This is a genomic window from Anaerocolumna sp. MB42-C2, from assembly GCF_030913705.1.
GTDB lineage: Bacteria > Bacillota > Clostridia > Lachnospirales > Lachnospiraceae > Anaerocolumna.
In genome coordinates, this window is sequence record NZ_CP133190.1 from 5,579,732 (window position 1) to 5,593,291 (window position 13,560).

General features: G+C 35.9%; 9 protein-coding genes. 7 read left to right on the forward strand and 2 right to left on the reverse strand.

The genetic code is table 11. The features are described from left to right. Positions 1 to 812: 812 nt before the first annotated feature. Both RBU59_RS24610 and RBU59_RS24615 read right to left on the reverse strand, forming a co-directional pair. Positions 813 to 1,751, reverse strand: coding sequence for a LysR family transcriptional regulator (locus RBU59_RS24610; RefSeq protein ID WP_308145118.1), 939 nt, complete (start codon positions 1,749 to 1,751; stop codon positions 813 to 815). Between the two features lie 25 nt (positions 1,752 to 1,776). Beyond that, entirely contained in the window at positions 1,777 to 2,433 is a 657-nt protein-coding gene (locus RBU59_RS24615) for a redox-sensing transcriptional repressor Rex (protein ID WP_308145119.1), read from the reverse strand. Between the two features lie 322 nt (positions 2,434 to 2,755). Between RBU59_RS24615 and RBU59_RS24620 the strand changes: the two genes are divergently transcribed. From RBU59_RS24620 to RBU59_RS24650, 7 genes are all read left to right on the forward strand, one after another. Next, on the forward strand, positions 2,756 to 3,403 hold the full coding sequence (locus RBU59_RS24620) for a flavodoxin family protein (protein ID WP_308145120.1): 648 nt from the start codon (positions 2,756 to 2,758) through the stop codon (positions 3,401 to 3,403). A 247-nt stretch (positions 3,404 to 3,650) separates the two neighbouring features. After that, positions 3,651 to 6,035 (forward strand): GH36-type glycosyl hydrolase domain-containing protein, encoded by a 2,385-nt coding sequence (locus RBU59_RS24625; RefSeq protein ID WP_308145121.1) that lies wholly within the window; start codon positions 3,651 to 3,653, stop codon positions 6,033 to 6,035. A gap of 381 nt (positions 6,036 to 6,416) precedes the next feature. Then, positions 6,417 to 7,310: an AraC family transcriptional regulator gene (locus RBU59_RS24630; RefSeq protein WP_308145122.1), complete on the forward strand. Its 894-nt coding sequence runs from the start codon at positions 6,417 to 6,419 to the stop codon at positions 7,308 to 7,310. A gap of 287 nt (positions 7,311 to 7,597) precedes the next feature. After that, complete coding sequence (locus tag RBU59_RS24635; RefSeq protein WP_308145123.1) at positions 7,598 to 9,253, forward strand: extracellular solute-binding protein; 1,656 nt, start codon at positions 7,598 to 7,600, stop codon at positions 9,251 to 9,253. A 71-nt stretch (positions 9,254 to 9,324) separates the two neighbouring features. Further along, positions 9,325 to 10,281: an ABC transporter permease gene (locus RBU59_RS24640; protein WP_308145124.1), complete on the forward strand. Its 957-nt coding sequence runs from the start codon at positions 9,325 to 9,327 to the stop codon at positions 10,279 to 10,281. 12 nt (positions 10,282 to 10,293) lie between these two features. Next, positions 10,294 to 11,217 carry a carbohydrate ABC transporter permease gene (locus RBU59_RS24645; RefSeq protein WP_308145125.1) on the forward strand — a complete coding sequence of 308 codons (924 nt, stop codon included), beginning with the start codon at positions 10,294 to 10,296 and terminating at the stop codon, positions 11,215 to 11,217. 258 nt (positions 11,218 to 11,475) lie between these two features. Further along, a complete protein-coding gene (locus RBU59_RS24650; RefSeq protein WP_308145126.1) occupies positions 11,476 to 13,473 on the forward strand; it encodes a glycoside hydrolase family 31 protein in 1,998 nt (665 codons plus the stop codon). Positions 13,474 to 13,560: the final 87 nt, after the last annotated feature.

Genomic DNA, 13,560 nt, shown 5'->3' on the forward strand with positions numbered 1-13,560 from the left:
GAAACTGCAGAGCAGTTTTCTATTACTCAATAACGCCTATGCTTTATTGGCATAAATCCTGAAGAATAGCATTTTTGGCTACACGTGGGTGATACTTCTTATTGAACATATTTTATCGTTATTATTTTAACAAACTATAATTTTAACTTGTAATATAAAGATAGCATATCGATATGCTGTTATCGATATGCTATAGGAGATATAAAAGATAATTAATTAAAATATATAAATAATAATATTGTTTTAATGTGTTATAAACTCGGGAAAATAGCTGTGTTATCACAGAATTCGTCCGGGATATATAAAAATCAATATATCGATGTTATGATATCGATATATTGTTATTGACTTTTTCAAATGCTCAAATCTATTTGCAGTACAGATGCTAATAGAATATTAATTATCAGAGTTTATATTCGATATAGGGAAATAAAGGGAATGTTATAGTAATTCTGATGAAATTGATATATATTAAAACAAAACCGTTATTACTTTATAAATATATGCAATAATTGAAAATGGATTTATAAAGAATAATTAATTGGTAAGAGAATAGACATAATTAAGTAATAGGAGGAAACGATTTCATTTTCTTGATTGCGTGATACACAATATAGGTCTTTCCTGGTACGCCCCCGCTTGAATGTAGTACATAATGTTAATTAAGGTCCTTAAACTACAGGACCTTAATTAACAATGGCTTCATACAGTTGCTCATTGAACTTAATTCAGCTTCACGTTTATATAGAGTCTAAAATTTAGATTAAATGAATGGTACTATTAACGCTTATAGATATGCAAATATTTATATATTAATTATACTCACGGAAAGCCACTTCATTTTTAGCTTCATAAAGTTTGTCAATTAATTTTTTATCAAGAGGAGTAAATTTATAGCCTTTTGGATAGATAAGAACATCTTTGCATTGATGATTTGGTACGAAACATTTTCTTTGAATCAGATTATAACGATCCAGTAAATCTTGCGGAATCGGTGATACCCACATAAATGTAGTAGGTATATGGGAGAGCAGATCAAACTGACTGCAGCGTTCATAGACATAGATTCTCTTTTTTAACGGACTGGGATCTTTGATTTTTTTAGTATCACTGCCGGTAATATAGGGAACAGAAATATCACCATGAGTGATTTCCATAAATTTGCTAAGTTCCCCATACTGAACGTCTTTTGAGGAAGCCAAAGGGTGGTTCTTTGACATTACAGCAAGATATTCATATTCCCATATGAGGTCATAACAAAAGTCTTTTTCTGCAAGATAATTCAGAAAGTAATTTTCATAGATACACTGATACCTGATAATCCCAAGATCGAATTTATCGTAGATTATATTACTAATTGCCTCCATGGAATTTGTTTCTTTGATATTAATTGCTATTTCTTTCTCCTGGTCTAACTCGGCAACGAAGCTGGTTAAACCTTTCGCAATATAGCTGCCATGGGGAATGGATATATTGATGTTTTGCTTTCCGGATTCATCCGAGATATTTAATGCTTCTATTTTATCCATCTGTGCTAATATATTTTTAGCATACTTTAAAAATTCCGCACCTTTCACAGTGGGTAAAACCCCTTTTGAGGTCCTCTTAAAGATGGAGATACCAAGACTGTCCTCCAGCTCTTTGATTGCTTTGCTTAAGTTGGGCTGTGCCATATAAAGATTGTCTGCCGCCTGGGTAATGGATCCTAAGCGCTCAACCTCAACAGCATACTTAAAATATAATGTATTCAAATCCTGTGTACCTCCGTATTATTATTTATGATTGTTTTATTTTTTCCTGCAGATGTTTTGATAATATAGCCAGGGAAGCAGCCATATTTTCACTCTTTACCATTATGGTTTCCGGTGTATTTAGATGAATCGGGGCAAAATTCCAGATGGCCATAATACCGCCTGCAACAAGTTGATCACATACGGTCTGAGCCTGATCTTCCGGTACTGCAATGATACCGATATGGATATTCATACGTCTGCATATTCCGCTTAATTTATTAACCGGTAAGACCTTTTTACCGCATATCTCGGTACCTATTATTGTATCGTTTATATCAAAAGCCGCGACGATATGCATTCCGCAGCTGTCAAAACCTTTGTAAGAAAGAAGTGCGCTGCCTAGATAACCGGCACCTACTAAAACAGCATCTTTCACATTATGATACCCCAAGATATCTTCCATATTATAAATCAAATCGGGTATGATAAATCCTGATTTCGGTTTACCTTTTAAAGTGCTGACAGCAGCTAAATCTTTTCTTACCTGGACTTCGTTCAGGGAAAGGTCAGCTGCAATTGCAGGTGAAGCGATAATAGTAACTCCTTCTTTTTGAAGTTGTTTTAAATGCTGGAGATAATAAGGCATACGTTCCAAAGCCTGGGTTGAAATTGAAATTGGGGTATCACTAAAATCGTTCATATTTATAAGTCCCACTGCCATATATATAATAGATATAATATCTTCAGGTGGCATCCTTTCTTAACAATATTTTCTTTCATGAATACTCAGTTAAGCATATCGGTATCTGAATATCGATATTATAATGCTGATTTGATTTTCTGTCAATCATTCCATAAGTAATTGCCTGTGGACAGTAATAATTGGTTACTTGAAAACTTAATAATGTTAAATAAATTTGAAGTAAAAAGACTTATTTGATGTTATAATGCTCTCAGGTATTATAAAGTAAAAGAGTGGCTTATTGGTCAGATTCTGATCTTAATAAAGATGGAGGTATCATATGAAAGTGATTGCAATCAACGGAGGTCCGAGAAAAAACTGGAATACTTCGATTTTATTAAACAAAGCATTAGAAGGTGCAGCATCAGCAGGAGCCGAAACAGAGCTGATTCATCTGTACGACTGTAACTTTAAAGGGTGTATCAGCTGTTTTGCCTGTAAGAGGTTAGGCAGTAAAAGTTATGGAAAATGTGCGGTTAATGATGATTTAAAACCCATATTTGAAAAGATTGAAGAGGCTGATGCCCTGATTCTTGGGTCACCAATCTACTTTGGAATGGTCACCGGAGAAATGAGGTCATTTCTGGAACGGCTGCTTTTTCAATATTTAGTTTATGATAAAAATTATTCTCATCTATCTAGTATGAAAATGCCGGTAGGTCTTATTTATACTATGAATGTTCCGGAAGAATACTTGGATAACGTAGGTTATAAACAGATGTTTTTAAATGCCATTGAAAATCCCTTAAAGAGAAGTTATGGTAAGGTGGAAACCCTGTTTGTTACGGATACTTACCAGTTTGATGATTATTCCAAATACGAAACCTCCGCTTTTGATACAAAAGCAAAGAAAAAAAGAAGAGAAGAAGTATTCCCAAAAGATTGTCAAAAAGCTTTTGATATGGGTTTGCAGTTTGTAGAGAGCTAAGGTTTTCTTTACTGATTTTTTTGTTTAAATTTAACAATTTTTAGATTGATTCTTTCAAACTGTATACAAATAGATTTAGATTTGTTATAATGATAAAAATTTTAACTTATATAATAAGTAAATGTCTGAATAAAAAGAGCGTCAAAGATCAATAGAAAGCGCTTTCGAAACAATATGGTATGTGTTTTACGAATTACCGGCACATAATTTCAGACGCGTAAAAATTTATCGCAGGAATGGAGATAATATGATAGGAGCAACAGAAAACAATAATTATTATGAATTAACCAGTCCCACAAGTCTGCCAAAAGCAACCGGGTTTTTATGGAATGAAAAGATGATGATTCAGGTAAACTGCAGGGGTTATGCAGTGGCTCAGTTTATGCAGCCTGAACCCGCAAAATACTCCCATGGTCCCAATTTGGAGGCTAAATCCTTTATGCAGCCAGAACAGCCTTATTATACCGATCATCCCGGCCGATTTGTTTTTGTGAAAGATGAGGAAAGCGGAGAAGTATTTTCTGCACCTTATGAACCTGTACGAAAACTGCCGGATCAATATAAATTTTTAGTAGGCAAAAATGATATTAAATGGAGAGTACAAAGTGGAGACATTGTAATTGAAATGAGTCTTAGCCTGCCCAAAGCAGATGTTATGGAGATGTGGCGGATTAAAGTAATAAATCGTTCAAACAGAAACAGAAAAATAAGTATTTATCCTTATTTTACCGTAGGATATATGTCGTGGATGAACCAATCCGGAGAGTATAATGAAGATTTGCAAAGTATTGTATGTTCATCCATTTCACCTTATCAAAAATATCAGGATTATGCTACGATTAAGAATTTCAGTGATAAGACCTATTTATTAGCAGAAGAAAAACCTTACTCCTGGGAAGTTAGTGAAGAAGCTTTTGAAGGAGAGGGCGGTATTACAAAACCGTCTGCGGTGTTTAAAGAAGAATTAGCAAAAGGGGATTCCAGATATGAGATGCCGGTCTGTGTCTATCAGTATAAGTTAGATATGAAACCGGGTGCGGAAAAGGAGTACCGTTTCCTTTTCGGACCAGCCAAGGATGAGAAAGAGATTGATTCCGTTCGTCATAAATATTTCTTAGATAAGGATCAAAACGGCATGGATGGTTTCTGTCTGGCAGAAAAAGAATACACGGATTACATAGCGGAAGGAAAAGGATGTATTGATATAAAGACACCGGATAAGGATCTTGATAACTTCGTAAATCACTGGCTGCCAAGGCAAATGTACTACCACGGTATTACCAACCGTCTTACGACAGATCCGCAGACCAGAAATTATCTGCAGGATAACATGGGTATGAGTTATATTAAACCGAAGATTGCAAGAGCTGCCTTTCTTCATGCCTTAAGCCAGCAGAATGAAAGTGGTGCTATGCCGGATGGTATCCTGTTACATGAAGATGCGGAGTTAAAATATATAAATCAGGTACCACATACGGATCATTGCGTCTGGCTTCCGATTTGTATCGGTGCTTATCTGGAGGAAACAGGCGATTATACCATATTAGATGAATTAGTACCCTTTGCAGATAATAAGGAAAAGGTGACTGTAAATGAGCATATTGACAGGGCGATGCGCTGGTTAATCAGTGACAGAGATGAACGGGGTCTTAATTTTATTAAACAGGGTGACTGGTGTGACCCTATGAATATGGTTGGATATAAAGGAAAAGGCGTATCCGGATGGCTTACAATGGCTTCATCCTATGCTTTTATCATCTGGGCTGATATCTGTGATCAAAGCGGTAGAATAAAGACAGGTAAAGAGTTCCGTCTGGAAGCTGAGAAATCCAACGAAGTAATTAATAAGTACCTATGGGATGGGGAATGGTATGCCCGCGGTATAACGGATGACAATGTGGTTTTTGGTATCAGTAAAGATAAAGAAGGCAGGATATTCATTAATCCCCAGGGATGGTCTTTATTATGCGGGGCAGCAGATGAAAGTAAGAAAGAGAAAATATTAAAGTCCGTAGAAGAACAGCTTGAAACTCCATATGGCGTTGAAAAACTGGCACCTTCTTATACTGCCATGCGTGAAGATGTCGGACGTGTAACCCAGAAGCACCCGGGGACAGCAGAAAACGGTGCGGTTTATAATCATGCCTCCGCATTTTATATCTATGCCTTATATAATGCAGGGGAAAATGATAATGCTTACCGCCTGCTTCGTAAAATGCTTCCCGGACCGGATCTTAATGATATCATCAGAAGAGGGCAGTTACCTGTATTTATACCAAATTATTATAGGGGTGCCTACAGACAATTTCCTCGTACAGCAGGACGTTCCAGCCATTTATTTAATACCGGAACTATATCCTGGTATTACCGCTGCTTTACGGACGGCTTATTTGGGTTAAAGGGTACCAAAGACGGATTAAGTATTAATCCAAAACTTCCATCTCACTGGCAGGAAGCAAGCGTTAATCGTAATTTCAGGGGAGCAGAACTTCAGATTGAAATGAAAAGAGAATCCGGAATTAAAACAACAGAAGTTTACGTCGACGATAAGCTTGTGCAAGACGGGATTGTAAGGAATCTAAAATCCGGTGTAATATATAAAGTAACGGTTAAAATTCCAGAGACTATTTAGATATTTACTATTTCAATTATGTTATCAACTAATGAATTACTCAAATTTTATATATTACTGAAATAAAATTACTGAAACAATGTTAAAATAAATAGGTTTATCTTATTAAAAGCGTAGATTTATCCTTCCTCATGGATTTATCTGTGCTTTTTTTATTTTAGGAATGCTCTGAAAGCATCTATTCAGCAGAATAGTAGAAATTTATGTTACTATTGTAAAAGAAAATAATACAATTTTCATGTATAATTACAAAGTAGGATAACATTTATTAGTTTACTGTTCACTTCCCTGTATAAAGGCAGCAGTTTCGTGAACAATAACATACTTTGCGAAACACACAAAACGCAGAGTCAGCGTTTTGGTATAACAGGAGATATTGAGATGAAGAAAAATGATCTAAAAGAAATACTGCAGCACGGTGATACACTTTTTCACGTTAGTGCTTATGAGACGATACTGCAACAGAATTTTAGCGTACCTTTATATTACCATTGGCATAATGAGATGGAATTCTTTTATATAGTATCCGGAAATGCAAAAATGAGATTAAATGGTGAAAATATCCATATAAGCGCTGGTGACATAGTAGTCATAAAACCCAACGTTTTGCACGGATCGTATGACTGTTACCAGCAGGCACTTATTTTCAGAGCAGTTTTAATTGACTATGAATTTGTGGCAGGTATACTAAATGATATCGTACAGCAAAAATATATCGCTCCGCTATTTGAAGAAGATAATTCAGCATTTTATTTAATTAAAAAAGAAGATACTTATGGGCCGGAACTGTTTGCAGAGCTTAACAATATATATGACATTTTTGAAAAGAAGCGGGAGGGATATGAAATTAAAATAAAATCCCTGATTTTCAATGCGTTCTATTATTTATATCCGTCAATATCCCAGTGCAGAATAAGTAAACCGATAGATACCATGAAAGACTGTACCATGAAAAAAATTCTGAAATATATTGATAAAAATTATGATAATAAGATTTTGTTGAAAGATTTGGCAAAAGAGGTATCAATGAGTGAGGGGTATCTTTGCAGATTTTTTAAGATAAATTTTAAAATGACATTCGGTGATTATCTTTTAAATACAAGAATACAGAAGGCAGAGATATTAGTACGTAATACCGATTACTCTATGGAATTAATAGCTATGAAAACGGGTTTTACTAATTCTAATTATTTTACTATAAAATTTAAACAGGTTTTTAAGGAGACACCAACAAAATATAGAAAAAAGAGTCAAGATTTTAATAAAATCAGTTAAAATATATAGGGAAATGATTCTTTCACCTTTGTATAATTTGTATAAATCCATAATAAATATTAAGTATTTTTATTGGAATTGTGCAAAAAAAATAATAAGCTCGCTATATAGGAAAGGTAACTGTGAAACAGTATATTTTTTAATATGCGTCACAATTGATACATGTTTCTGGTTTCAATGCCCATAGAGGGCACAATCGGTGTGAAATCGTATTTATTGTTTGGCATGTAAATCAAAATGCGAGTTTTGCAGTTATCTATTATATAGGGATGAAAAGGAGAGGAATTATGATAAAGAAAAGATTTTATAGTGTAATTTTGACAGTCTTAATGGTCAGTATGTTATTTACGGGATGCAGCAAAAGCAAAAATACGGACAGTAATTCAACAGGCGGAACTTCAGCTGACAGTAGTTCGGCAGGCGGAGGATCGAAAGTAAAATTAACAGCGCTCATTAGTAAACATTCATTGACCAAGGATTTGAAGGAGATGAAGTGGCTTAAAGATTTGGAAGAAAAATGTGGGGTTGAAGTTGAGTGGCAGCAAATATCCGCAGACTGGGATACTAAAAAAAGCGCAATGTTTGCAAGCGGTAATATCCCCGATCTGTTATTTAATGCTACGGGTGACTCAGATTATGTTCAGTATAAGGGTTTGTTTGAAAATTTGTCACCCCTTATTGAATCTTACGCACCTAATCTTCAGGAAATGTTTACTGACAAACCGGAGATAAAACAACTGGCTTCTGAGATGGATGGAGAAATTTATGCAACGCCCAGATATAAATGTGTTTGGCCAAGTACAACATGCACAATGTTTATTAATAAAAAGTGGTTGGATAATTTAGGGTTAGAAATACCTGCGACCTTTGACGAATTGGAAAAAGTACTGTTAGCTTTTAAAGAGCAGGATGCAAATGGAAATGGTGACACAACGGACGAAATTCCTATGGATTTTCAGGGATACGAAAACGGAGGTGCTTTTTCACCGAGAGTTTTGTTAGGAAGTTATGGAGTTCAGCTTACAGACGATGCCGACTGCGGTTATTTTGTTGAAGACGGTGTGGTAAAGAATTATTATACAGATGATCGTTATAAGGAACTTACTATATTTATACAGAAGTTATGGCAGGAGGGACTGATTAACCCGGAAGTATTTACTCAGGATTATTCAAAATACCAATCGGTGGCCCGAGGTGACGGAGACGTTGCAAAAGTTGGTTTTACATTTGGATGGGAAACCGGAGACCGGGTTGGTGTTAAATTAAAAGATCAGTATGCAGTGGTACCTCCATTAAAAGTAACTGCTGACTCTACTGTGGATGTCAGATGGAATAATGATACTTATGCTGAAAATTACAGCAGGAATGCAATTGCTATGAGTTCCGCCTGCAAGAATAAAGAAGCCGCTATGAAATTTATTGATGGCTTTTATGATAAATTGGTTAGTATGCAGGTTATGTTTGGTGGTATGAATGAGGTGGATAAAGGTATTTCCGATAATGATGATGGTACATATACCGTTCTGGCACCGGCAGATACCTCTCTTGATCCGGGTTCCTGGAAATGGACTAACAGTATAGCGGATTTCGGACCTTATTATATCAGAGAAGATATAAAAAACAGTCTTACCTTAAGTTCGGATATGGAAGCAGCTGTTAATGAAAAATCAAATTATACTGCGTTTAGTAAGCTTGATGAAAAGAAAAATGCATATCACAGTGCATTTATGAAATATAGTGTTGATGATATTAGTACCTTAGCCATAAATCAGGCTAACGTTAATAATATCGTACAGCAAACGATTGCATCCTGGATCACGGATGGATCGGATATCAATTCGGCATGGGCCGCCTATGTTGATCAGGTTAATAAAGCAGGACAGTCACAAAACACTGAAATCAGACAGAAAGCATATGAGAATTATGTAGCTACTCTAAAATAATAAAGAGATGGTTATTTAGGACGGAGTGCAGACAGAGAGTCTCATTCCGTTCTTTTTAAAAAGGAGAGCTTATGAAAAAAGAAAAAAGTGCTGTTAATAATTTATATATGCCCGCCAAAAGTGGATTTAGAATGAAATTTAAGAGAGATTACCAACTATGGCTAATGGTATTACCTGCTATTATTTTTATAGTTATATTCTGCTATGGCCCAATGTATGGTATCCAGCTTGCTTTCAGGGATTATGATTTTACCAAGGGATTTACGGGAGGTAATTGGGCCGGACTTAAATATTTTAATCAATATTTTACAAGCCCTATGTTTTGGCCTACAATCCGAAATACTTTTGTAATTGCAGTAACTTCTATTGTTTTTGGTTTCCCTGCACCGATTTTATTAGCTTTAATAATAAATCAAATTAAAAATAACAGAAGAAAACGTATTCTCCAGACAACGGTTTATTTGCCATATTTTATATCAACAGTTGTATTGGTTGCGATTCTTAATATTTTATGTGCACCGACTACAGGTCTTATCAGCAATCTTTTGAAAGAATTACATATTATATCTGCGGATGCTAACCTCTTGGGAAATGCTAATAAATTTGTTCCGCTTTATGTGATATCCGGTATTTGGCAATCGTGTGGCTGGAATAGTATTATATTTATAGCAGCATTGTCTTCTGTTGATACACAATTATATGATGCAGCTAAAATTGATGGTGCAAACAGCTGGAAATTAGTCAGATATATTGAACTGCCCACTATTATGCCTACTATTATCATACTATTAATTATGAATATGGGAGGTATTTTAAGTGTTGGTTTTGAGAAAACATTTTTAATGCAGAATTCCTTGAATAAAAGCGTTTCAGAGGTAATCTCAACGTATGTATTTAATATAGGGTTAAAATCAAGTCAGTTTAGTTTTGGCGCAGCAGTTGGTTTATTTAATACAGCAGTTAATTTTACCTGTTTAGTGGTTGTTAATTACATAGCAAAGAAAAAAGCTGACATTAGTCTTGTATAGGAGGTGAAGAATATGTCCAAAGTTGTTGTAAAGAAGAAAAATTTAAGACAGAGAAGCAGCTCAGATATCTTTTTTAGAATACTTGTTAGTACAGTAAGTGTATTGGCCTTCGTTTCAGTGGTTTATCCTTTATATTTTATTATTATTGCATCCGTAAGCAACTCTAATTATGTAAATCAGGGGTTAGTTCTTTTTTTGCCGAAAGGATTCAGTACTTATGGCTATGAACAGATATTTAAAGATTCACGTATATGGCACGGATATCTGAATACTATTTTGTACACAATTGGTGGAACTCTGGTTAATCTTGCAGTAACATTACCTGCGGCATATGCCCTGTCCAGAAAGAACTTCAGGGAACGAAAAATTATCATGGCATTATTTGTATTTACCATGTATTTTGGCGGTGGTATGGTTCCGACCTATATGTTAATAAATGATCTGAAAATTATTAATACTCCCTGGGCGATGATCTTACCTACTGCCATGAGTGTCTATAATCTAATTATTACAAGAACATTTATGGAAAGTTCTTTGCCGGACGATTTATATGAGGCAGCCATTTTAGACGGCTGTTCACATTTTAAATATTTTGGCACGGTGGTCATACCACTTTCCAAGGCAGTCATATCTGTTATTTTTCTATATTATATGGTAGGGCATTGGAATGATTTTTTTAATGCTTTACTTTATCTGAACAAGGATGGGCTGCAACCGCTGCAGGTAGTATTAAGGAACATCTTGCTTGTAAATCAGGCATTTGCGGGAGGTGCCGGTTCGGGTGCCGGAGCCGGAGCCGGAAGTTATGCGCAGCAATTTGCGGATCAGATTAAATATGGCGTAATTATTGTATCTACAGTTCCAATCTTATGCATCTATCCATTTATTCAAAAGTATTTTGAGAAAGGTGTTATGATTGGTGCTGTAAAAGGATGAGCGCGTCCAGATAAAGGTTTAAATTCTGGAGCAGCGAAAGAAATATTAAAGTCTGTATGGGATTTGGAAGTGGATAATCGGTACTGATATGGAGTTTTACCATAAAAATAGGTGATAAGAAATAATCAGGTTAGGTGTTTAAGTTTTTTGGTTATGCAATTTATTAAGATAATAATAGAATCGGTCAAAATATATACGGAAATCTGCCATAAAAATAAGTATAATAACTATAAGTTTAAACTTATAGGAGGAAAGAAAATGGAATTTATCCATAGAGAAAACAATAGTTTGGAGTATCAATTTAATGGTGAAACTCTACGTATTGAACCATGGGGTGCAGACAGTTTCCGCGTAAGATCCACAGTTTTAGGACAACTTATAGATACGGATTATGCATTGTTACCACAGCCGGAACATGTACCGCACATTCAGACGGAGGAATACAGGGGAGAGATTGTTAACGGAAAAATCAAAGCAGTTTTAGAAGTATCCGGCTGGAATAAAAAATGTACTATCAGTTTCTATAACCAGAAGGGAGAGCTTCTGTTAAAAGAAGCCGGGGATGGCGGAGCTTTAAATAAGAAGAACCGCACGTTCAAGCCAAATCTTGGTGGAGATTATAGTCTGACAGTAACTTTTGCTTCCGCTAGTGAGGAAAAGTTATATGGTATGGGACAATATCAGCAGGATATTTTAAATATAAAGAACTGCAATCTGGAGCTGGCACATCGTAATTCTCAGGCCAGCGTTCCTTTTGTATTATCAAGCCTTGGTTATGGTTTTTTATGGCATAATCCGGCAGTGGGACGGGTAAGCTTTGGTAAGAATAATACCGAATGGTACGCAGAAAGCACTAAGCAGATGGATTATTGGATTACTGCTGGAGATACGCCGGATGAGATTGAAAGGGCATATGCTGATGTTACCGGTAAGGTGCCTATGATGCCGGAATACGGTATGGGATTCTGGCAGTGTAAACTTAGGTATTGGAATCAGGAACAGCTGCTAAATGTAGCTAGGGAATATAAGAAGAGAAATATCCCCATTAATCTTATTGTATGTGATTTCTTCCACTGGCCTAAAATGGGTGATTTCCGTTTCGATGATGAATTTTTTCCGGATCCGGAGGTTATGGTGAAAGAATTAAAAGAAATGGGGATTGAGCTAATGGTATCCGTGTGGCCGCAAATTGATTTGAAGAGTGAGAATTTCGCCGAAATGCAGCAGAAAGGACTTTTGGTTAAAACGGAAAGAGGAGTTGAAATCTGTATGTGTTTTGGCGGGGAGAGTGTTTTCTTTGATGCCACTAATCCAAAAGCAAGGAATTATGTATGGGATAAATGCAGGAAAAACTACTATAGTAAAGGAATAAAAGTATTTTGGCTGGATGAAGCCGAACCGGAGTATACGGTTTATGATTTTGATAATTACCGCTATTTCCTGGGAACAAATATACAGGTAGGCAATATTTATCCCCAGCTTTATTCCAGAACTTTTTATGATGGTTTGAGAGAATCCGGTCAGGATAATATCATAAATCTGGTACGCTGTGCCTGGGCAGGCAGCCAGAGATACGGAGCACTGGTCTGGTCGGGTGATATTCACTGTGATTATGAGACGTTCAGAAAGCAGCTGTGTGCAGGGCTTAATATGGGTATTGCAGGTATTCCCTGGTGGACAACGGATATTGGCGGCTTTAGCGGTGGTTTCACTGAGAACGAAGATTTTCAGAAACTTTTAATCCGCTGGTTTGAATGGGGCACTTTCTGTCCGGTAATGCGTCTGCATGGTGATAGGGGACCGGGTGAAAAAGTGTATAGAAAAGACGGAAGCGAAGCTATAAGTTCTGGCAGTGATAATGAAGTTTGGAGTTTTGGAGAAGAAAATTATAATATTATGGTAAAGTATATCAGATTTAGGGAAGCCATGAGGCCGTATACTCGAGAACTTATGGAAGAAGCCCATTCTATGGGAAAACCTGTTATGAGAACCATGTTTTATGAATTCCCGAAAGAGGAAATCTGCTGGGAATTAAAAGATGAGTATATGTATGGCAGTGATATTCTGGTAGCTCCTGTTATGTATGAAGATATGTTTGAAAGAAATGTATATTTGCCAAAAGGTGCCATATGGACTAATGTCCACGACGGTAAGGATTATGAAGGCGGGCAGACTGTCACTGTTACAGCTGAACTGGACGTTATACCGGTATTTTTACGTGACGGCAGATTGAATGAGTTGATTGGATTGATTTAACGATGTATATAATTCGAGTTGATATGAAAAAATTGAGTTTTTTCAAATTGAAATGCCCCTTGTTTCTATTTATAATGAACATATAGT